The 22,294-nt window shown below is 44.2% G+C and carries 15 protein-coding genes and 2 riboswitches; of the genes, 2 read left to right on the forward strand and 13 right to left on the reverse strand.

Annotation, left to right across the window (positions count from 1 at the left end):
* Positions 1-27: 27 nt before the first annotated feature.
* The 11 genes from BACCELL_RS20315 to BACCELL_RS20365 form a co-directional block, all read right to left on the reverse strand.
* Entirely contained in the window at positions 28-3,939 is a 3,912-nt protein-coding gene (locus tag BACCELL_RS20315) for a cobaltochelatase subunit CobN (protein ID WP_044154156.1), read from the reverse strand.
* Complete coding sequence (locus tag BACCELL_RS20320) at positions 3,936-5,450, reverse strand: PepSY domain-containing protein (protein ID WP_007213927.1); 1,515 nt, start codon at positions 5,448-5,450, stop codon at positions 3,936-3,938. The genes BACCELL_RS20315 and BACCELL_RS20320 overlap by 4 nt, the downstream gene beginning before the upstream one ends.
* A gap of 3 nt (positions 5,451-5,453) precedes the next feature.
* Positions 5,454-6,407: a sirohydrochlorin cobaltochelatase gene (locus BACCELL_RS20325; RefSeq protein WP_007213928.1), complete on the reverse strand. Its 954-nt coding sequence runs from the start codon at positions 6,405-6,407 to the stop codon at positions 5,454-5,456.
* A 139-nt stretch (positions 6,408-6,546) separates the two neighbouring features.
* Positions 6,547-7,863, reverse strand: coding sequence for a hypothetical protein (locus BACCELL_RS20330; RefSeq protein WP_007213929.1), 1,317 nt, complete (start codon positions 7,861-7,863; stop codon positions 6,547-6,549).
* 19 nt (positions 7,864-7,882) lie between these two features.
* On the reverse strand, positions 7,883-10,243 hold the full coding sequence (locus BACCELL_RS20335; protein WP_007213930.1) for a TonB-dependent receptor: 2,361 nt from the start codon (positions 10,241-10,243) through the stop codon (positions 7,883-7,885).
* Between the two features lie 128 nt (positions 10,244-10,371).
* Positions 10,372-10,578: riboswitch (cobalamin riboswitch) on the reverse strand.
* Between the two features lie 298 nt (positions 10,579-10,876).
* Positions 10,877-11,455, reverse strand: coding sequence for a DUF4251 domain-containing protein (locus BACCELL_RS20340; RefSeq protein ID WP_007213931.1), 579 nt, complete (start codon positions 11,453-11,455; stop codon positions 10,877-10,879).
* 215 nt (positions 11,456-11,670) lie between these two features.
* Positions 11,671-12,702 (reverse strand): sirohydrochlorin cobaltochelatase, encoded by a 1,032-nt coding sequence (locus tag BACCELL_RS20345; protein WP_007213932.1) that lies wholly within the window; start codon positions 12,700-12,702, stop codon positions 11,671-11,673.
* A 29-nt stretch (positions 12,703-12,731) separates the two neighbouring features.
* A complete protein-coding gene (locus tag BACCELL_RS20350; RefSeq protein ID WP_007213933.1) occupies positions 12,732-14,828 on the reverse strand; it encodes a TonB-dependent receptor plug domain-containing protein in 2,097 nt (698 codons plus the stop codon).
* A 142-nt stretch (positions 14,829-14,970) separates the two neighbouring features.
* A riboswitch (cobalamin riboswitch) is annotated at positions 14,971-15,175 on the reverse strand.
* 66 nt (positions 15,176-15,241) lie between these two features.
* The gene (locus tag BACCELL_RS20360) at positions 15,242-15,922 is read right to left on the reverse strand and encodes a dicarboxylate/amino acid:cation symporter (protein WP_317130162.1); all 681 of its coding nucleotides are present in this window, start codon (positions 15,920-15,922) and stop codon (positions 15,242-15,244) included.
* Positions 15,923-16,069, reverse strand: a complete 147-nt coding sequence (locus tag BACCELL_RS27520) for a hypothetical protein (RefSeq protein WP_007213935.1) — start codon at positions 16,067-16,069, stop codon at positions 15,923-15,925.
* 10 nt (positions 16,070-16,079) lie between these two features.
* Positions 16,080-17,963, reverse strand: coding sequence for a mucoidy inhibitor MuiA family protein (locus BACCELL_RS20365; RefSeq protein WP_394372944.1), 1,884 nt, complete (start codon positions 17,961-17,963; stop codon positions 16,080-16,082).
* Positions 17,964-18,107: 144 nt separating this feature from the next.
* Here BACCELL_RS20365 and BACCELL_RS20370 point away from each other — a divergent pair, with 144 nt between their 5' ends.
* Positions 18,108-19,097 carry a hypothetical protein gene (locus tag BACCELL_RS20370; protein ID WP_044154258.1) on the forward strand — a complete coding sequence of 330 codons (990 nt, stop codon included), beginning with the start codon at positions 18,108-18,110 and terminating at the stop codon, positions 19,095-19,097.
* On the opposite strand, the gene BACCELL_RS20375 is transcribed toward BACCELL_RS20370, so the two are convergent.
* Entirely contained in the window at positions 19,092-19,832 is a 741-nt protein-coding gene (locus tag BACCELL_RS20375) for a nucleotidyltransferase family protein (RefSeq protein WP_007213938.1), read from the reverse strand. The two genes, BACCELL_RS20370 and BACCELL_RS20375, sit on opposite strands and share 6 nt — an antisense overlap.
* Positions 19,833-20,078: 246 nt before the next feature.
* The gene (locus BACCELL_RS20380) at positions 20,079-21,509 is read right to left on the reverse strand and encodes a RapZ C-terminal domain-containing protein (RefSeq protein ID WP_007213940.1); all 1,431 of its coding nucleotides are present in this window, start codon (positions 21,507-21,509) and stop codon (positions 20,079-20,081) included.
* A 159-nt stretch (positions 21,510-21,668) separates the two neighbouring features.
* Here BACCELL_RS20380 and BACCELL_RS20385 point away from each other — a divergent pair.
* Positions 21,669-22,294, forward strand: a 626-nt coding sequence (locus BACCELL_RS20385) for a nucleotide-binding protein (protein ID WP_007213941.1), incomplete at its 3' end; no start/stop codon positions are given.

Below are 22,294 nucleotides of genomic sequence, written 5' to 3' on the forward strand. Positions count from 1 at the left end.
GGAAACCTTGCTCCAGTACTATGCTGGCTATTTAATTTTTCTTCTTTTAATTAATGCAACCAGTCCAATGAACACCACCAGTACCACGCCTCCAATCACTAATCCGTTTGTAGTACGTTTCTGCGCTACCTGTTCCGGTGTCAGCTTCTTTTCTTTCAATACTACATCTTTTCCATTGGCCGAAGCGGCTTCATATATTGCTTTCATATCCTGATTGAATTTCTGATTCTCTTTCGCATCCAGATTATCTGCAACGAACGACTGTAATTTGGCATTATCGCATACAAACTCCGTGCAGGCGGCACCCTTCTCACGGGTTATTTGTGCATGTAGTGCAGCTGTTGCTTTCAACTGTTCAGGGCTTGCTTTCCAATAGCCTTTCCGTGCACTTTCCAGCATCACCGCAGTCATAGCCTGATAGGATGCCGGATTCACCCGGAGAAAATAATCTTGTATTCCGAGTTTATTTTCATCCTGAATGTACATCCGGTACAGGTCATTAAAAATCTCCTTATCCATTGCCGACGGACGCATTACATGCCAGCCAAAGATATTGCGGAAAATCTCTCCGAACATTTGTGCCGAACCTGCACCGCCTTTCATCCGTTCTTGTATGAATGTCGGATTCAGTATCGTAGCCCGCGTCTCCACAGCAATCGCCTCCTTGGTCTCCTGCATGCGGCGGTTGGTACGATTACGGTAATCGGCCATATAAGCATCCGGTTCTTTACCTGTCAGTGTTTTTACAGTAAGAGATAATCCGCCGGTGAATTCATATACATGGTCCAATGAAATAGCTCCCCATGTATTACTCTGCCGCGGCTGAATCACTACATCCGTTTCGGAGAGGGCGGAGGCAAACAAATCTTTTTGAACTTCGCCCCAGTTATTCTCATCACCATAAGCGGCACCCATATTATTGAGATATCCTTGGGCGATTTCCTTTTCATCCTCCCATGATCCGCTATGCTCGGTATATCCCATGATTCCTGTACTGTATCCACTATTAACAGGACCGAATACACGCATCACAGACATTTCCCGTGCACGTTTTGGGGAAGTCCCTTTTTCCACCAGTAACTTTTCCTGTAGCACTGTTCCCGATGCCACATAGTTGGGATATGCTTCGTCCTTTGCTTCCGACGCCAGGCGAACCGCATCCGTCAGTAACTTCAGACGTGATCCGGCTATGTCACGAAGCTGTCCTGAGACTTGTACCACTACATTAATACGTGGACGCCCCAGTTCTTCGCTGGGCACAAGTCTCAAATCTACTACACGTCCTTGGCCATCGCGTACAGGCTCCACACCCAGCATCCAGAAGACTTGTGCCAGCGTGGCTCCTTCGGTTGTGATAAATTCACCCGCCCAGAAAGTATAACTCACTTTCCGCGGATATTCCCCATGTTTGCCAGTGTATTGTTTCAGGGTTGCTTCCGCCAGTCGTTTTCCGTCTTCCCATGCACGTGGATTAGGGGTTGTTTCAGCATTTACGCTATACATATTCCTTCCTGTGGGCAATACATTAGGGTTCAATACCGGATCTCCACCCGGGGCAGGCAGAACTGTTCCTCCATTCAGACCGCGCACCATTGCGTTGAATTCATTGGCAGTAGAAGCTATTAGTTGTTCGCGATAGCGCAATGCGGGGCGAAGGTCCGGGGCAATGGTAGCCGTATCACGAGGCGGATTCTGTAACATAGCCGTCAGTCGTTTCTTTGCCGTTGGCAGATAATGGTGGGCTATATATGTAAAGTCTTGCAATTGTTCCGTAGTAATCTTGCCTTTATCCCGGTCAGCTTTGGCCGTTTCGTAAGCCAGGGCATCTGCACTGACGGCAAGGGTGGTTTGCAGTAAGTCACGTTCCGAATAAGGCTCACCCATCGTGTAGTATGCACCCAGCATCTTCTCATTAGCTATTTCTTCGGTAAAGGCATCCAGACGTTCCAGTTCTTCGGCAGTGTAGGGTTTGTCCGGTACGGAATCCAGTTCCAGGTCCCGGTGAAGTCCCAGGCGAACAGTCTCTTTCTTGACGCGCATTCCCAGCATGCGATGTCCTTCCGTTCCTTCATCCAGAAGCTTATGAATATCTTCCAGTAATTGGTTATATCGCTGTCTCATGCCACTTTCCGCATAAGGCGGAGTCAGATGAGTGACGAGTACAGCATGTGTACGCCGTTTGGCAATAATACCTTCTCCTACATTTCCCGTAGTATAGAAATAGAAATGCGGCAGATTACCTACCAATGCTTCCGACCAGTCTGCCTGTGATAAACCCACATTCTTTCCCGGAGTATATTCCAGGTTTCCATGTGTGCCGAAGTGTATCAGTGCATCCGCTTTAAAACCTTTCTGCATATACAGATAAGGTGCCAGATAGCTGTGAGGCGGTGCTACGGGCATGCCATGTACCAGTTTGAAATCGTCGTCTCCCAATGCCGGACGGGGTTGTGGAAACATTAACACATTACCGAATCGCAGGCAAGCAATGGCGATACTGTCTTTTGTGGCTAATAAATTGCCGGGAGCGTCTCCATAACGGTCAGTTACTTCCTTGTACTTTTCCGGCAGGATCACTTCTTTTGCCCAGGTTTCATATTGTCCGGTAGACAGCCATACAGGGTGTGCTGTTTTCAGGAATTGTTCCTGTGCCCCTTTGGCATACGAACCCATGACAGAGCCGTCACGATATATCCTGTTTCCGAATTCTTCTACGGTGGCAGGCAGGTTGCTTACGTCATATCCTTCATTGCGCAAGCGTTTCAGGAAGTTATAAAGAGAAGGAATCACCTCCATGCCGCTTGCCAGCAAGGCATCTTTACCGGGTGTCTTGAAGTAGCAGATAGCGACGCGTTTGTCCTTGTTGGATTTATCGCGAAGAGACATATATTTGCTGATATGCTCAACTAAGGCATCCATCCGTTCCGGTTCCGGTGTGTGCAGAATATATCCTTCTTCATTCTCATTTTGTGTGGAAATACATAAGGGGGCCATGCCTCCGTCTATTTCGGGTACTACTACACGTGCCGTCAGTGTACCTCCACTTACAGGTACGTTGGGGTTCAGCCATTCTTCACGCGGTTGTACCAGTGGGAAAGGCATGAAGAGGGGAATATTTTCCTGATGTAACCAGTTAATGAGCGAGTCATTTCCCAGACGTCCCATAGGCAGATAAATCAATCCGTCGGGATGAAGGGTACGTATCAGGTCTTCGCGTCCCTTACCGCTACCGGTGATGGGATAAATGTTGAAACCTGCCTGTGTCAGACGGGAGATCAGGGTATCTACATGGGCGCGGGTACCTTCTACCGGAAAACTGATGCCTGAGATAAAAGCAAGATTGCGCCCACCTTCGTGATAGAGCTGTTTTTGTCTCAGATATTCAGTCAATTCTTGCGGAGTTTTGAAGTATTGACCGTATTCCTGATGATAAAACAGGTTGTTGGGTAATTCTATGGGATTTTCAAAAGAACGGTCACCCAGTCGATGGGGAGTGGAGATGTGTCGCAGATAGCGCAAAGCATTCCTGTAGTTCTGTCTGCAAGCATTTTGGAAATACATTTGCAGGGTCTCCTGTTGTTCAGGAGTGATATTGTGGTTGACGATGAAGTTGAAGTGTCTTAGCGCATTGGTAAAAACTGGAATACCTTTGGCAGCTACCCGTTCCAGTTCCGCTACTTGTGTTTCGTCCAGAAACAATCCGCGTCCGTACATCATGATGGCATCATAGCCGGAAAGGTCTTTCACTTCCTCCATCTTGATGCACTTCACGCGGATATGGCTGCAATCATTATTCAGTGCGATGTCTGCTGCTTGTGCGGGCAGGGGATTGATGATGAGGATGCGGGTAGGTGCCCACCAATAATTGTAGGCTGCAAAGCAAACGATGACCACGGCGATTATGCAGCCAAGGATTATTCCTGTTCTTTTCTTGTTCATAGTAAGCGTTTTTGTTTTTTGCGACATTTTCTTCGAACATAATTTATGCTCAACACTATACCGGTTACTGAAGTTACTGTTCCACCCAGTAGTAATATCCATAGTACTGTCTTACGTAAAGTGGTATTTGAATTCAAGCCCGGAAGACGCATCCGGTGCATAGCCGTATAACTCCAGTATTTCCAACGGGAAGAGGTATTGACATAACGGATGATACCTGTTTCTGGATGAATATAGAAAACACTCCGGTCAGGATCATCCACCGTTATTTTCCAGACGGGAAGTTGACTTCGTCCACGATACATACTACTCATATCGCGGTAATAAGTTTCAAAATGGTTCAGTAGTGTCATGTGTAGCTCCGGACGTTGATGTGCCGGAATACTGTCGGCAGCATATACACTTTCCACACCTTCCCGAATCTCTTTTTCCTGAAGTTGCAGAGTATGTGGTACACTATCCGTAGCATCAATATATTGTTCTCCCTTTCCATCTTTAACGGTATAGTAGGGATGTTTCCGGAAATTGCTCCATTCTATCTGCCGCACTTCCGGGAAACTGGTAATCACGGTGCGATAATCCAGCGTGTAATCTTCTGGTTGGGGCGCCTTTGCTTGCAGTGTACGTAGCGGACTGCTCTTCAAAGCCGGTTTATGAATCCATTCCGGAATATCGGCAACGGACATCATGCCACTGAAAGTAAAGGTCAATACGAATATTCCGAAAAAAATGCCACTGACATAGTGCCAATGATACCATTTCTTCCGGTAAGGTGAGAACCCTTGGCGATGACTCTTACGTGTCCTGTGCCATACGTCGACTGTAACCCATATCCCTGCAATTGCCATAAGGCAACCTATGCCGGATAACCAAATAACGGTTTTACTCCACAACGTGGCGTCTTGCCGTAGCCAAGTGAAGTACACCCAATGGGGAATAGCTCCCAGCCATGCCCAGAAGCGTTCGTTCCTGTTGGAAAGTTGTAATACTTCTCCGCTTTGTGAACTTATGTAAAGCTGTGTTTTTGCATCATCAGCAAAATGTATCTTATAAATGGGCATTTTCTTTTTCAGTTCACCGAAAGGTATCCACTGATCCAGTGTATGTAGGGTGTCAATGTATGCAATGGGGGAGGCGGACCATAAGGTAGCTATTTGCCGGATGCGTTCATTGTCGATTATCGACAATGTGTCCGATGGGTCCAGGTGAAGTTCATGTATTCCTTTGTTGGTACGGATATGGAAGATTGTTTGCCCCAGGCTGCGGTCTAAGGTGAGTTTTCTCACTTTTTCTCCTTTGGGCAGACGTGAAAGGACAGAAGTGATATCAGGCAGTGAGTCGCCTGAGGCGGAGAGTAATTCTTGCTTTTGTAGTTTTTCCTTTGCACTGACACGTGGAAAGCGGTGGTACATCATCACAAAAGCGGAGAGGAACCACATAAGAAATAGGATACAAAGCAGTGTGCCCAGTATCCTATGTAAAGAGTACATTAATTTGGTAATGATATTCATCTGTTATTCCACATCTTTTCCGGCAGCATATCCGGCTTTCTTTTCCATGATATTCAGCATGCGATGTTTCAGCATAAAGCGGATATGGTTGATGAAAATTTCCTGTATCTCGGGTACTTGTCCCAGTCCTTCCATACGGACATTCACGGTGTAGCCTTCTTTTTCGAGTGCTTCTTTCCAATCTTCGGCGATGTCATTCTTGGCATGATCTCCGGCTACGAACATAAATGGTACCAAGGTAACTTGTTTCGCCTTTCCGGCTTTCAACTGTGCCAGCATTGTCTCAAATGAAGGATACCCTTCGATGGTACCTACGTGGAAGTTATTCATTTCGTTAGCTTTCAGCATATAGTCCATCTGGCTGTAAATGGCAGTGCTGGGAGTATAGGTGCCATGACCGACAAGTACGAAATGCTCACCTTTCTTAATGGATGCTTTTTGATTTTGCGTATCAGTGAGTCTGTTATTCAATATTTCAACTATCTTTTCTGCATCTTCCACTGAATAGAGCAGGGGAGTGCCGATACGGATTTCCTTAAAAAAAGGTTGTACACTTTCCATATCTCGACGAAGTGACTCCATTTCTACGCCGTCAATGATGTTCGAGCTTTGCACAATAACATGTGTGTAACCTTCACTACGCAGACGGAGCATAGCATCTAGCGGAGTTAGTTTCTCGATGCCGCGTGCTTTAAGACGACGGATAATGATACGGGAAGTAAAGGCTTCACGTATTTCCAGATCAGGGAATGCTTCGCGGGCTTTCGCATTGATAGCGTCAATGGTCAGGGCACGGGTATCATCGTGTGTAGTACCGAAGTGTACCATCAGCAGGGCGGCTTTATCACCGGGTTTCATACTTGCGAGCATATCGCTTGCTACGAAGTTTTCCCCCTCGTGCGCAGAGCATAGGAAAGTGAGGTTGCAAAGAAATAAAAGGATAAATAGCTTTTTCATAAGGTAGAAATGATGCTTTTTAAATATTTTGAAAAAGGTTATGTGTCAATTTATATTTTAAGTACAGATTATACGAAAATTACAAGAAAGAGATTAATGATTCTTGTTATCGTATAACCTGTACCTGAATATATGATGATTAATCGTTTTCAACGACACGTATCATGTCGAAGTAGAATTTACCTTCCACTTCTGCTCCCTTTTCTACGGTACCGGTCTTAATGTCGTAGATATAGATAATAGCATTGGCATCCTCTTCTGTATCTACACCGATGTAGGCTTTATCGTTAAAGATAACGGAACGTTGCGAGAAGCGGCCACCGCTGTAAGCAATTTCTTTGCCATTGTAGCTCAGGCGAGTTTTGGTTCCAGTAGTAAGGTCAATGATGGCATAGTAATGTGAGAATGCATCAATAGCTGTAGGTTTCTTTATTCCTGCAGCAGCAGCTTTGTCGCTAATAGGTGCATTATCGTTGCGAGCATATACCAGAGCTTTGTTATTTCCTAAATACTGAACAGTCATCAACTTACCATCTGCATTGGAATAACCATTGTAAGAGGTATCAAACTCTGTTTCACCCGCTTTGATACGCAGCAACATTCCTTTTTCAAGACCGCTTGCTTCTTCATGGAAACAAGCCAGATAAAGATTACCAGCTTCGTCATACGCTACACAGTCCTGCATCAATTCTCCGTAAGCACTTCCTGCCATTTCACCTTCAACGGGAGAAATAATATCTTTTTCCACCTTCATAGTTGATGGGTTGATGATGGCTGCATGAAAATTAGGCTCTTGTTCACTTGCAACAGTTTGGCCTGCCTTTTCTTTCCAGTAGTAGAAGTAATATAATTTATTGTCTGACTTGCGGTAGGTGAGAATACCTGAACTTGTCAGCTTTTTCCAGTCGGTAGGAGCGGGTATAGTTACTTCACCTTCATCAAGGATAGTTAAATCGTCTGCTGTCAGTTTCGTATAAAGAACTTTATCCTTGTCGCCGTTGGTAGATATGATAACGAGTGTGTTATCGTCAATCCAGGCATGTGTGTAGGCACGTACTTTATAAGTATTAGTCTTGAAAGGGCGCTCTGCAATCACATCGATTTTATTATTCTTGATCTGATACTTTACGAAGCGGTCAGCGGAACCAGGGATTTGATAATAGTATTTCCCTTTTGAGATAGACTCCATAGAGTAATCTCCGAGTTCCGATCCTACTCCTTCAACGGTGATGACACCTCTATCAGCCGTCAATGTACTGGTACTAGTGACAATAGTAGTGTTTTTACTGCTCATACCGCCATGCTTACCTACGGTTACAAAAAGGTCGAAGTGATAATCACCTTCATTGATACCCGGATCTGGAGTAGGAGTAGGATCATCATCAGAACAAGCCGTAAATGAGATTGCCATCATGGCTGCCATAAAGGCCAAGAGTGTAAATTTGAATTTTTTCATCTTGAATAATTATTAATGATTAGTTAATGAATAATCGGAACTTGGCAAAAAAAGCACGTCCGGGTTTTTGCAACTTATAGTTATCATAGGCTGTCTTGTCGAGGAAATTGGTACACTCTAAAGCAATGTTGTAGCGTCCGCGTTTCCATGAGTAGGTAATATCAGCATTGCAGATATGTTGAGTCGGAATGCGTGCCTTGCCTTCAGTGGCACCATAAGCCTCCCACAAAAGGTAATACCAGTGTATCCACTGATAAGTGCAACCTAGGCGTAGCTTGCTTTCTGGTAATGCCACGTTACGGAAAGTATAGTATGCTTCCGCACTACCAAACAACCAAGGACGGTTGGGTACACGGTTGTCGTAGGTAGCCGATGGTTTTCCGCCATTCTTGTACTTCTGTTGGTCGCGGGCATCTTGATAGCTGACGTTGCTGGCAAGTTGCAGCTTACCTTGCCAATCGTAGCGTACCTCTCCTTCCACACCCTTAATGTGGACTGCGGGTACATTGGTATATTTCATTGTACCTTCTTTTTCAGCAACTTCGCTCTGAATATAGTTGTCAACCTTGCGGAAGAATCCGCTTGCTTCGTAGTAGAAGGTATGTCCGGTACCCGGATGCCACGTACCGAATAGACCGGCATTGAAGTTATCACTGTTTTCCGGTTTCAGTGCTACGTTGGCGTAGACATTAGTACCGTTTCCCAATAGTTCGCGTGCGATGGGAAGTCTCACACTATGCTCATAGGACACTTTCACGGCTAAAGCTTCCGCTACAGTGTACCGAAGTCCGACACCGTAGCCTAGATAGTTCTTGGTTGTGGAACCTTGTACCGCTTCAGAACCGGTCACGCTAGGCTGATCGGTCTGCCGGATATTCGGGTGATTGATATAATCCTTTATGAAAAACACATTCTCCATCTTGCCCTCTAATAACGACTGATTGTAGGAAAAGCCCAGGATATGTTTGGACACAACATCGTTGGATGGCTCGAAAGTGGTATCTAAATCATCATAACGGTCGTTGCCGGTACGACTCAGATGATAGTTCAAGTTAAAGTTATGATGATTGTTCAGTTTATAATCCAGATTGGCACGGACCACAGTCAGTGGACGCTTATAATGACGCATAGATCGTTCTTTGCCCATAATTTCATTACGCTGGCCATCTATGTATCCACCATCCCAGTAATATTTTCGGTAGGTGGTGTCCACGGTCAATGAGTGATCCCAAGTATGGGAGAGGGCAGTATTCAGCTGCATATTCTTCAGAATGAAATTACGCTTCTGGTAATGTGCTGAAATATTCCAGGCATCTGAATTTCTTTCCGCCATTCCATATACTTTGGTCTGGACAGCCCCCGTCTGTAATTCTTTATCTGTCTTGGAATAGGAAGCGGAAACGAAGAATGCATCTGCCCATGACTTGTTGGCAACTCCTACCTCTATTTGCCCCAGTAAGGAGAAATAGTCATCGTGGAAGCGTTTAGGATTACCATATATGAAATTGTCACCACTCTCATCCCGCATTTGCACATCTTTCATCCTATAATCATTCTTTGAATAATTTACTCCCACAGTAGGTCGGATAATCAGTCCTGTTTTAGGTTCTACAAATTGTGCATTCAAGTCTGCTTTGTGCGTATGGAATGAACCGATGCCATAAGAGACATCCAGATAATTTTTCTTTTCTTGTTTGGTTATAATATTGATGGCACCACCCAATGCATCCGTTCCCAAGCTGGCAGGAACCACACCTTTATATATTTCAATCCGGTCTATAATATTCACCGGAAGATTAGCAAGTGAAACTCCACTTCCTTTAGTGTCCAACGGCATTCCATCTAAAAAGTAGCGAATAGAATTGCCAGATAAACCATTTATAGACAAATCAAAGTCTGAACCGACACCTCCTTCTTCTCTCACCTTAATGCCTGTTGTACGGTTTACCAGGTCATTGAGGTTGTTTAGCGAATTTACTATAGGTTTTATATCGAGAGCATTGACGGAAAAAACTCCTTCTTTCACTTTCTGTGTCTGTGTCTTTCCATAAACCTCAACGGAGTTCAAAGTAACAGCACTTTCTTCCAATGTGAAATTGAGCGTTTTGTTTTGTTGGATATTAGATGTGGACCTTACAGTTTGATAACCTATTAAAGATACGACAAGTGTACATTTTCCAGGTGATACATTCAGGGAATACCGTCCGTTATCATCCGTATAAGTTCCGGATGTGGTATTTTCTACTGCAATTGTAACTAATGATAAAGGGGTACCGTGTTGGTCTGTAATTTTTCCCGATAGAGTAATCGTATTTTGCGCTATTACACCTATCTGCGATAAACAGGTTAACATAAATAGTACACATGAAATAATTTTCATTTCAATCTCTTAGTTAAAGCATTTATGACTTACTTTACGGGAGTATGTGCATAGAGAAAAAGAATTCTTTATGAAAGATAAAGAATTACCAGCCTCGATGTTTTTCTGCTTCATTTCCCGAAAGCATTAAAACTATGTTGTTCTTGGCAGGTATTCTGACTTATCCATCTTTGAATGCCTTCCCATCCGACCAGCAGACAGTGGCTATTGGAGTATATTCAAGATTTTGAAAGGATTTTACAGCAGCGGGTCTGTTCAGGACTTGCACCTGATTCCCTTTTCATCGCATTCCCATAGAGCCAAGGAGATGCGAAACCAAAAACGCTGCAAAGATATATAAAAAGTCAGTCTGAACAATGAAAATATCTGAAAATGTTTTTTATAACATAAATAGAGGTGCAGGCTGAAAAGTAATGTATTTGTACGTTTATAAAGCGAAAGATATGAAATTCAGAAGAAAAAACAATGAAAGAGTGTATAAAAAGGTATCAAAAGAATAAATGATAAATAAAAAAGTTCTATATTGGGGGTATAAGAAACACTTACGGCTGCGATAGCCTACGCTTGTGCAAGTGTGAACGCTCACTTGTACAAGCGTAGGCTATCGCAGCCGCAAGTGTTCAATGGCAATTATTAGAACGACCGTCCCTTAAATATATTCGACTCGGACAGTTGAATGAGCTTGCCATCCAGCGTCAATCTATTCGAGTTGAAATTCGGATTTACTGTGGCGGATACGTTGTTGCTGCCATGAGTGAGTCTGATGGAAACTTGTGCAGAGATTCCTACACCTGTCACACTGAAATTGCAAGTTACATTCCCTTTTTTGTCAGTGGTGGTTTTTACTTCACCTACAGTGCCATCTACTGTAACACCTCCAATTCCATTAGGACCTGCAAAAGCACCGTTGAAAGCAATTTGTACGGATGCCCGATCTCCATTTAAAAGGATAAAATTGGTATTGGATGTAACAAAAGCACTACGGCCTCTTTTGAATGTCACACGATCCGCTTCCAATACAAACTTTCTATCCTTTATGGCTTGTGCAGCATTAGCGTATGCTCGTTCTTCTTCTATTTTCTCCCGAGCTTTTTCTGCATCACGTTGGGCTTTACGTTCAGCACGGCGACTTTCACTTTTACTTTCCTGTGCATAGATTGTTGTAGATGCACCTATAAAAACTAACATCAATAATACGATAATTTTTTTCATAACTTATTCTTTTTTTTGTTCCGTTTGTTTCAATATCACTTGAATAAACAATCTGAAAATTAAAAAGATGCGTGTAATCTATATTATTATGGCGCGCATTAATATTTATTAATGAGATTTAGTGCCTGAATTAATAATAAAGAGAAGGTGCATAACGAACAGTAAACTGCCGCCATACACCTTCTCAAGAAGTAATTAAAGAGAGAGATTAATGTTTATTCTTCTGCGTCCGGGTCATACATCGGTTCACTCTGTAGGGCTGCCGACATGTGGCTGATCCATACGTTTACAATTTCAGAATAGTCGGCCAGTCCTTTGATATCACAATTGCTGAGTGGACAAGTATATCCGGCTTTGTTTAGTTCGTAACGCCAGCTTCCTTCTTCGGGATCGTTTTCGCTTACGCCGCCTTTCATGTCATTGTTGGCATGATCTCCGGCAATGGACATCAATGGATGGCAGATGACGTCTCCCGATGCTTTTCCGGCTGCTTGCATGCGGGAAATCATGTTATCTACATAATTATCTTCCATATCAACCGTTGCCACAAAATAATTGGAACTGTAAGTCTTCTGAAGTTCTTCTTCCAACATGGTGTAGCGGGAGTTACCGTTTCCGTAGTTCCAGCCTTCGGGGTTACCGTGCCCCATGAACGTAACAATCTTGCCTGCATCTACTTTTGCTTTATAGTTTTTGTGCAGAATAGTTGCCACTTCCTTCACATCATCTTCCGATTCCAGCAACGGACCGGCCAAGTATACCTTTATATCTCCAAATTCAGGGTGGTCACCGCTGTAGTGAAAGTCTTTCACGGAATTTTGCACCCGGAGATATTCTTCACCCGGGATAACGTGTAAAGACTGTACGCAAACTGTTTTATAACCTGCAAGTCCGATAGCTTCCAGATAGAAAGACGGAGCATAATAGTTCCAGCCTTTGGCTGCGCAACGGGTCATACAGATTTCTGAAGTGAAAGAAAAATAGACATCCATGTTGGAGAACTTTTTGGCGAATTGTTCTTTCATGCCTTTGAAGGTTTCCTGCGGTGCGTCCCAAGTACTTCCGAAAGTAACAAGCAACAAAGCAATGTCATGCTTTTTGTTAGCTTTTACTTCGGCAGATACAGCTTCCATTTTCTTATCATGTTTGGATTGTGCCGAGTCATCGTCATCGTCCGAGCAAGATACTACGGAGAAAGACATCAGAGCAGCCAGTGCCGCCATCATCATTAACTTGAATTGTTTCATGTCATTAATTGTTTTTAAAAGGGTTAATACTATGTGGTTTTTCTCTTTTTCTGTCCAAATTGTACCATCAATGAGACGTAAAAGGTTCTTCCTGCCGTGTTTGTTCCGTAGTTCAGTCCATGGTAGGTCGTTTCATAATAATTCAGTATATTGTCAATGCCTGCATTGATTTCTGCATCCCATTGCTTGCCCAGGTTGAACTGGTGGCGTGTGTTCAGGCGCCAGAGGTGATAGCTTTTGCCGTTACCGTCATCCTGATAATAGCGTTTGCTCTGGAAACGGCCATACAGACCTACGCTGAGTCGATAATTGCTGTTTTTCCGATCATAATTCCAGACGGCACTGACGGTGCCGCGATGGTGAGCCATACCATCTATGACGATGTGTTTCATCACTTCGTCTTCTTCATCGTACTGATTCGCTTCTGTGTCCAGATAGCTGTAACCGCCCGCCAAGGTAAGCGTTTTGAAAGGTATCCACTTGGCGTTGATATCTATGCCGCAGGTGCGTGCGTCATCCATATTCTGGTATTGGCGAACACGAGCCGGGTCGTAGGTGACGACGAGGTCACCTGGAGCCTGAGAGGTCGGAATCGTCACAAGAGTTATCATGTTGTCTAACCAGTTGCAGTAACCTGTGGCACTGATACTAAAGTCAGTACCATTGTATTCTACACCACCGGAAACATAACGGCTGGTTTGAGGTTCCAGGTCTTTGTTACCTAAGTTTAGGATAACGAGAGACATTTGGCGAATATAACGGTAGTGGAGTTCTTTCAGAGTCGGAGTCTTGAAGCCTTCGGAATAAGTGGCGCGCAGGTTAAAGTCGCCCAGCTTGTAGAGAGCCGACACTTTGGGCGTGGCGCGCATACCGAAATTGTTGTTCAGTGTTAATCGTGCACCGGCTGTGATGTTCAGCTGACTAAAAGGCGACCACTCATCCTGAAGATAAAAGGAACCTGTGTTGTCGGAAACATTCTTTTCGTCCAGTCGGCGGGGAGCATCCAGCCAGTTTATTTCCATATCAACTCCTGCACTCAAACGGTTGAAATAGGGGAGGTTGAATATTCCTTTAGTCTGGATGAGCAGACGGCTTTGGTCACTCTGCAGACCCTTGTCACCGGGAGAATACGGGAAACTGATTTCCTTGCCGTTATCGTCATATTCTTTGTCCCAGGTTTCGTGGGTATAGGCATAATAGTAGGCATGACTGTCATAATGTATATCGGCTGTAATGCTATTATTATTTTTTAGCTTCATTTTACCACCTGTTGAGGCTGAAGCGTTGCGATAAAGGAAATCGTATGTTTTGTAATCGGGTATTCCGCAAGGGCGGTATACGCGTTTGCGGTAGAAACTACCGTCTGCATACAGGCTGAGTGTCTGGGTAGCCTGATAGCCGATGTGTTGTGAAACTTGCCAGTCGGTATATCGGTTCACGGTTTTATTGATGGAATTGGTGACAGGCTTTTCATATCGATTTGGGTCTTCGTAAGTAGTGTTCTGCCATCCGTTGGAATGTTTCAACTGAAAGTTGGTGGCAAAGGTCCATTTATCCGACTTGAATTGGAAAGCATTGGATTGTCGGAATTCGCCGTATGATCCGCCACGTGTGGTGTTTGTGACCAGAACGTTTTCACGATGTTTCTTGGTGATGATGTTTATTACACCTGCAATGGCATCGCTGCCATAGAGTGCCGAAGCGGCTCCCTTTACAATCTCGATACGTTCGATGCGTGCCGGATCTATCAGTCCTAGGTTATTTTGCCCGCCTACGTCACCATGTATCTTTTTGCCGTCGATGAGGAGCAAGATATAGCCGTTTCCCAATCCGCCCAATTGCATATTCGACCCCATGTCACTGGAACTGAAGTCGAAAGAGGGGCATAGCCCACTTAGTATGTCTTCAAGGGAGGAGGCACCGTAGCTATCCAGCATTTTACGCGAGATAACCTCGGTTTGCACAGGCGCGTCTTTCAGGTAATGTTCGGTACCTGTACCAGTCACTACTACTTCCTGCAACATAAGTGACAGTTCTTCTTCATTCTTGTTTTCGAGGATGCTTTGGGCGGAGGCAGAATGCACCGCACACACAAACACCGCTCCAAGTAAATACTTGTGCTTCATCGTTTGCCGATTTTCTGTTTAATAAAAACGTAACGGCACATCGCTTCTGTATGCGAATACTAATGACCCGGAAGAATAAAAATAGTTTTGCCTATAATTATAGTATAGGGGTGACATCGCTTTTAATCCTGAAAGCTAAGTGCTCAAGTAACGGAAGTTGGTAGGTATTCTGGCTTTCCCCTGTCTGTATCGCCTTCCCATCGCATTGCGGCGTCAGTGGCTTTTGTGGTTACAGACTTTTTCTTAATGAGGATTACAGCTGCAGGTACAGCTCCGGTTTTACACCGGATTCCCTTGAGTCGGACGCATTGATATACTTTCCGATTGCCAATTCCGATTGCAAAGATAAAGATATTTTTAGAAATCAGAAGGTATTTGTGAAAATACTTTAGCAACTATTCTAATGTGATGAATTATCTGTCAATAATGGAACATACCGCTGCATCTCCGGTTACATTTACTGCGGTGCGCAGCATGTCCAATGGTCGGTCCACCCCCAATATCAATGCCAGACCTTCTACCGGAATGCCTACGGAAGTGAGCACCATTGCCAAGATGACATAACTGCCTCCGGGGATACCCGGGGTACCGATAGAAGAAAGTACGGTCATAGCAACGATGATACAGAGTTGGGAGAAACTCAGATCGATCCCTAAAACTTGTGCGATGAAAAGAATGGCAATGGTTTGATAACAGGAAGTGCCGTCCATATTTATGGTAACGCCTACAGGCAGGACAAATGAACTGACTTCTTCTGAAATACCTAATTTTTGTTCTACAGTCTTCAGGGTTACGGGCAAAGTGGCGGCACTACTACTTGTTGTGAAGGCAAACAGTTGTACGGGGTACATGGCACGGATGAACTGTTCTTGCAGATGGGCTACTTGTTCGTGGTTTACCAGTTTGCCCGGTTGCACCAATAGCCCCATTGCAAGACCTATGAGGATAGCGACTACAGTCGTACAGATATATGTTCCGATGGTCTTTCCGCCGATACGGGAAAATTTACTGATGTCCTTCAGTCCGGTCATTCCCTTTATCAGAGATATAAAGACCAGGGGAATGGCGATCAGTTGGAGAAGGCGGATGAAGATTTATCCCCAAGGCTGTATCCAGTGGCGGATGAATGTATCACCACCGTCTACCTGTAAGGCGATGAGGCCGATGATAATACCGGTAATCATTCCTATCAGGATTTGGAGATACAGGGGAATATCAGATATTTTCTGTCTTAGAGTCATAAGAAAAGCATTATTCTATTATTAAGTTTCGCCCTTTAGGGTACTTCACTTTATAGCGTAAAGCTAAATCACGTTGTTCGCCGGGTTGTAAGGTAATTTGCCAGGTGATGATACCTTTCGCTTCATCCAGACTGCCGCCGCTGATTTCTTCTGCTGTTACGGTAATGTTATTGTTGCGTGATACGGGCAGTTGGTCGTAAAGCGTAAGATTGACAGGTTCGGGACGCGTATTGCGGACAGAAAGTTTCCATGCAATGGATTGCGTCTGATTGGAACCCATAAACTTGCGTGAGGTATATTCGTTCTCTTTCGTACGCTGTATCATGATACGTTTATCACGACCTAAAGAGAAGGATAGTGTGTCGTTCTGTTGGGTGACATTCATAATGGACTTGCCAATGAAAGTATTCTCAAAGTAAACATTTGCTTCGCCTTCAAGTAAGTTTAGCTTTTCCCAATCGGTTACCTGGGCAATCAGGAAAGCATCTTTATCTATCTTCGGAGTACTTTGGTAAGTATAGGAAGCGGGTAATTCGTAATGACCGATTTCAGCAACTACAGGCTTGTTATCAGAAGGAATGGTGTAGGGCACTTTTATTTCAAATTCGTAGCCCATCTGTCCCTGGCTTTGTTCAACTTCAAGGGCCATGCTGGTTTCTTCTTCGTATTGAATATCTTTTTTATGGTTTACCTTAAGCCCGGAGACAGCACCTGCCATAAGAGATTTTCTTTCAGCGCCGTAGCCTACTACCACTACTTCATCCAATGCCTGTGTATCTTCCTGAAGGGTAACATTCATAATATTTCCTTGTATATCTCTGGTCTGAGTCTGATAGCCAATATATGAAAATTGAAGTTTGTTTTGCCCATTGGGAATAGTTATGGAATACTTACCGCTTATGTCGGTGATGGCTCCTATCGTAGTCCCCGGAATGGTAACGGTAGCACCTATTACGGGCGTACGTTCATTATCAAGAACGATTCCTGAAACAGTGTTTCCATTGAGATTCAAATTGTAGCGTGGTGCTGCAAGTCCGTAATCCAACCAGTAAGTAGACAGAGTGGGGGCTACGCTTCCGGTGGAAGGATTAGAGGAGGAAAGGGATAATTCTACGTTCTTCCACTCTTCCTTGGTATTCTGAAAGATGTTGGCTTTGTAAATGATGGAGATAGGCTCGGCCAGGCTACCGGAACGAACATCATAGGAAGGGAACCAACCGGCATTTTTTACATAATAGTTCAGAGTGAATGTAGCTTTGCAAGCTGCTGGCGCATTTACATTGACCATAATTTCACTCATAGGGGTTAGAGATTTACCACTTAGTTGTGCCAGTTCAGAGTTTAGTTGTCCCTGTTTGATGGCAAGTTCGGCTATCTGTTCATTGATAGCCAGTTCTTTTGTTTTCAGAGTTTTCAACTGTCCGGAGTAATATTGATTCACTTCTTTGATAGTGGCCAGAGAAGTAGCGGTATTCTTATTACTGACGGAGCAATTTGTTTTCAGCATTTCATATTCGGCATTGATAAGTCCAAGCTCGGCATTCTGTTCTTTTTGCTGTTTCTCTATTTTTTTAAGCTCCTTTTGCAGGCTTTGTTGTTTTTCGCTGACGGCAAGGCTGTCTATATAGTTGTATTGCCGGTTGACTGCCGTAACGGTGAGTTTTCCCTTGGCACTGACCTGCATACTTTGTGCATCCATATAGGGGGATAATCCGGTAAAGATGAGTGTTGAATTTCCTGCCGGAATATCTACTTGTTTGGTACGCGTCACTTGGGCGCCGTCAATGAACAGCATTACCTTTTCGGTAGTTGTTTTCACCTTGTTTTGTCCCATAAGGGTGGTGGCTGCACAAAAGCAGAAACATGCCCATAGTCCTAATCTCAGTCGTTTCATAGTCAGTCTTTTTAATGTTATGTCACAAATATATGGATATTTCATTAACAAATGCTTTTATATATTGTCTTTTTTGCTTGCATCTTTACTGAAAAGATTGTTCTTTTGTACAATGTGTTTGTTTACTCAATCTATCTGGGCTTTATGAAAATCAATCAATGGATATTTTACTCTTTGTTTCTGGGACTCATCAGTTGTCAATCGCAAGAACAAACTTTTACCGTGCACTATACCGGACTGGGCGCTTACGAAGGAGATACGGTCTACCTGTGGCGATATGGCGCCGACCGTATGACGGGTGACCGTGATTATGGGAAAGCTCCCTTGGACTTCGCTATTATCAGAAACGGAGAAGTTTTATTTTCCGGAAAAGAAGATACGTTGCATATCTATGGAATGGAGCATCCCGGTAGCATGAATTTCTTTTATCCCGAAAGAGGAAAACTGACGTTGATAAATGTAGTCCCACCGGCAATACCTGTACCGGATAAAAGTACCAATCTCCATTCACAAAACGTACGTCTTTGGAAACTTTGGCATGAAGATGATTTTCCACTGGAAGCTACGCGGCAATTTGTATTCGACAATGCCCGGAACGCAATAGGGTGGATGGTGTTTGATCGTTGGGCAGCGATCTATCCGGATGAACTGGAGACATTGTATCAGAAAACTCCTTCACAAATGCACGACAGTACATCTGTATTGATAGGACTGAAACGGATGCTGGATGCTACCCGTAGCTTGAAGCCGGGAGATCATTTTATTGACTTCAAACAAGTGGAGTATGGAGAGAAAGACAGTTTGCTCTTTTCGGACATTGCAGGGCAGGGACATCCCGTGTGTTTACTCTTTTTTCTGAAGCCCAATGAAAAAGATGCTGTCCGTACAGAAATTAAAAATCTGCGAGAGCAATATCCCGATATACGTATTATTGTCCCCACTTATAGATACCCGGATCCGGAATCTAAAGAGTTCATTCATGAACTGGAGACCGTCTATCAGGCGACCATCCTGGATGACAGTCGCCGTTTTGAGAAAAGTGCCCGCTGGAAGTATCGTATTTACGGTTCCTTCAACTACGAATACTTATTTGATGCCCAGGGGCAGTTGGTGAAGATGAAACCTGTTTTATAAAGACGCATAATAGGCTTCTGCCTTTGCCAGTGTCTCTGGCTTGCCCACATCAAACCAGTTTTCGCTGTCTATAGGAAATCCTTGAATGCGTGCTTTCGGGCAGATATCCACATAAAACGGAATAATGGAAAATTTCCCTGTCCAGCGTTCATCTTCCATATAGCGGAAAATAGAGGGAGAAAGAACATGGACGCAACCAAAGGCTTGCAACTGATAATGATCGCTGGGATAATCGAGTTCTTTGGTGAGTACTTCGCCTGTAGAAATATTCGTCCAACCACAAAGGCGGTTATCTTGATCCATCAATAGATAACGGGATGTTTTCCGGTGATTCGTGAGCAGAGTGGCATCTGCATCACTTTCCAGATGGTGGTGGTAGAAAGCATTGAGATCCAGGTCTGTCAGGATATCGGCATTATGTATAAGAAAAGGCTCGTTGCTCTCCAGCAGAGGACGGGCTTTTTTGATACCACCACCGGTATCCAGCAGTTCACCCCGTTCGTCACTGATATGAATATCCACACCGAAGTTCTGGTTTGCACGAAGGAAGTCTATAATCTGACTTCCAAAATGGTGGATGTTTATGGTGATATCATGGAAGCCGGCATCTTTTAGTTTTAAGATGACACGCTCCAGCATCGTTTTGCCTGCTACGGAGACAAGTGCCTTGGGCATATTGTCTGTCAGTGGGCGCAGGCGGGTGCCGAGGCCTGCGGCAAATATCATTGCTTTCATTGTTTTAAATTCTTGAGCTACTGATAAATTGAATTAAGATTTTAAATGTAAGTTTCATAAGCGGATTGAAAAAGAAGGAGATTTATGCCCCAACTCCGTACTATCTCTGCATGATCTCCGTACCATCTCCATATCAACTCCGTATTAGGTTCGTATCAACTCCGTACTATCTCCGTATAAAGGCTGTTTGTATAGATACGGAGCAGGTACGGATTTGGTACGGAGCGGGTTATTAGGAGATAGTCTTTAGCTTTTCGCTTTAAATGTCTGTTCAATGTTCTGTTCCCGATGCATCAGATTTACCTGTACTCCGAATTTCTGGTTCAGATGTTCTGCCAGATGTTGTGCTGAATAAACCGAACGGTGTTGTCCGCCAGTGCATCCGAAACAAATGGAAAGGTTCGTAAATCCACGTTCCATATATCGTTTCACGGAAGCATCTACCAGACCGTATACATGTTCGAGGAACGTGGTTATTTCTCCATCGTCTTCCAGGAAGCGGATAACTGGTTCATCCAGTCCGGTGAAGGGTTTATAACGGTCGTACTTACCGGGGTTGTTTACGGCACGGCAGTCGAATACAAAGCCACCACCGTTGCCACTGGAATCCTCAGGGATACCTTTTTTATATGCAAAACTGGTGACCTTTACTATAAGGCGGCGCTTCTGGAGGTCGTCAGTAAATTGTTTCAGCTCGGTAAGTTCTTTCAGCACATGGCAGAGGTACGGATATTCGGGATAGGGTTCCTGCAATAGCTGTCGCAGGTTTTCAATAGCGAAGGGGACGCTTTGGATGAAATGAGGTTTCTTCTCGAAATAGCCACGGAAGCCATAAGCACCCAGCACTTGCATGGTACGGAACAATACGAAATGACGTAATTGAGCATAGAAATATTTCTCGTCCACAGGCTGGTATTTACACAGGGAGTCCAGATATTCCTTTAAAAGCTCTTTGCGAAGGCTCTCAGGATAATTGGCCTTGGCTTGCCACAGGAAGGAAGCTACATCATAATAAACCGGACCTTTACGTCCGCCTTGGAAGTCGATGAGCCATGGTTCACCTTCTTTAATCATAACGTTCCGGCTCTGGAAATCACGATACATGAATGTAGCCGAACTACTGCGCATCAATACATCCGCCATCTTCTGGAAATCATCTTCCAGGCGGTCTTCCTGAAATTCCATTCCGGTAGCTTTCAGAAAACAGTATTTGAAGTAATTCAAGTCCCATAAGATACTGCGGCTGTTGAATTCTGATTGTGGGTAGCAATATGAGAAGTCCATTCCGTCTGCACCGGAGAACTGTACGGCTGGCAACAGGCGCATTGTTTTGCGCAGAAGCTGCTTTTCTTCTTCATCAAAAACACTGGTCTTGCGTCCTTTTTCGATGGCATTGAATAGGAGAGTGTCTCCCAGGTCTTCTTGCAGATAAAATGCATCGTTATCACTCTTTGCTACGACTTGTGGCACGGGCAGTCCTTTCTTGCGGAAATGGTCTGCCATATAGAGGAAAGCCTGATTCTCTTCGAGGGAAGTCCCGCTGACACCGATAAGGGTAGGGGTGCCCGTAAGGCGGAAGTAACGACGGTTGGAGCCGGATGAAGGAAGTTCTTCAATAGCTTCCGGTTCGTGTCCGGTATACGTACAATATAATTTCTTGAGTTCTTCAGTAATCATAGTAATTTACTTTTATTTGGGCAGCTAAGGTAAGAGTTTTGGGGAATATATACTACCTTTGCGGGAAAGAAATTTAGTTGACAAGGATTTCAGATACGAGTTGACAAGGCTTTTGCCCTTGTATCTTGTTACCTTGTTAACTCGTTAACTCAAGTATGCATGATAAGAAATATTCCCCAATTTCTGATAGCGGCGCCTACTTCGGGCACTGGAAAAACCACTGTCAGCCGATTGCTGATGACGTTATTGACGCAGAAAAAACTACGTGTACAGCCCTATAAGTGCGGGCCGGATTATATCGACACGAAGTATCATGAAAAAGCTTGCGGAATTCCGTCTTACAATCTGGACCTTTTTATGGCTTCCGAGCATCATGTATGTAAGGTATATAATCATCATGCAGTAGATGCGGATGTTTGTATTGTAGAAGGCATGATGGGAATGTTTGACGGATATGACCGTAGTAAAGGCTCGTCGGCAGAGATAGCAAAGGTGCTTCGTCTGCCTGTGGTGCTGGTGGTAAGTGCCAAGGCGGCGGCTTACTCATTGGCGGCAATGATAAAAGGATATGTGGATTTTGATCCGCAAGTGGAGGTGGCAGGTGTCATTTTCAACCAGGTGGGCGGTGACCGGCATGAAGAGATGCTGCGTGAAATCTGCGAAGATCTGAATATTCTTTGTTTCGGGTGTTTGCGGAAGTATGATGTGCTGAAAGAAGAAAGTCGTCATTTGGGACTGGACTTTAGCCGGAAAGAGAAAGGAAGTATCACCCAAACAATGATGAA

Origin of the sequence: Bacteroides cellulosilyticus DSM 14838, assembly GCF_000158035.1 — a bacterium.
GTDB lineage: Bacteria > Bacteroidota > Bacteroidia > Bacteroidales > Bacteroidaceae > Bacteroides > Bacteroides cellulosilyticus.

Excerpts from the sequence above, each read along its gene's own strand:
- BACCELL_RS20315 (WP_044154156.1), bottom strand. The coding sequence starts at position 3,939 with ATGAACAAGAAAAGAACAGGAATAATCCTTGGCTGCATAATCGCCGTG.
- BACCELL_RS20320 (WP_007213927.1), bottom strand. The coding sequence starts at position 5,450 with ATGAATATCATTACCAAATTAATGTACTCTTTACATAGGATACTGGGC.
- BACCELL_RS20325 (WP_007213928.1), bottom strand. The coding sequence starts at position 6,407 with ATGAAAAAGCTATTTATCCTTTTATTTCTTTGCAACCTCACTTTCCTA.
- BACCELL_RS20330 (WP_007213929.1), bottom strand. The coding sequence starts at position 7,863 with ATGAAAAAATTCAAATTTACACTCTTGGCCTTTATGGCAGCCATGATG.
- BACCELL_RS20335 (WP_007213930.1), bottom strand. The coding sequence starts at position 10,243 with ATGAAAATTATTTCATGTGTACTATTTATGTTAACCTGTTTATCGCAG.
- BACCELL_RS20340 (WP_007213931.1), bottom strand. The coding sequence starts at position 11,455 with ATGAAAAAAATTATCGTATTATTGATGTTAGTTTTTATAGGTGCATCT.
- BACCELL_RS20345 (WP_007213932.1), bottom strand. The coding sequence starts at position 12,702 with ATGAAACAATTCAAGTTAATGATGATGGCGGCACTGGCTGCTCTGATG.
- BACCELL_RS20350 (WP_007213933.1), bottom strand. The coding sequence starts at position 14,828 with ATGAAGCACAAGTATTTACTTGGAGCGGTGTTTGTGTGTGCGGTGCAT.
- BACCELL_RS27520 (WP_007213935.1), bottom strand. The coding sequence starts at position 16,069 with ATGACTCTAAGACAGAAAATATCTGATATTCCCCTGTATCTCCAAATC.
- BACCELL_RS20365 (WP_394372944.1), bottom strand. The coding sequence starts at position 17,963 with ATGAAACGACTGAGATTAGGACTATGGGCATGTTTCTGCTTTTGTGCA.
- BACCELL_RS20370 (WP_044154258.1), top strand. The coding sequence starts at position 18,108 with ATGAAAATCAATCAATGGATATTTTACTCTTTGTTTCTGGGACTCATC.
- BACCELL_RS20375 (WP_007213938.1), bottom strand. The coding sequence starts at position 19,832 with ATGAAAGCAATGATATTTGCCGCAGGCCTCGGCACCCGCCTGCGCCCA.
- BACCELL_RS20380 (WP_007213940.1), bottom strand. The coding sequence starts at position 21,509 with ATGATTACTGAAGAACTCAAGAAATTATATTGTACGTATACCGGACAC.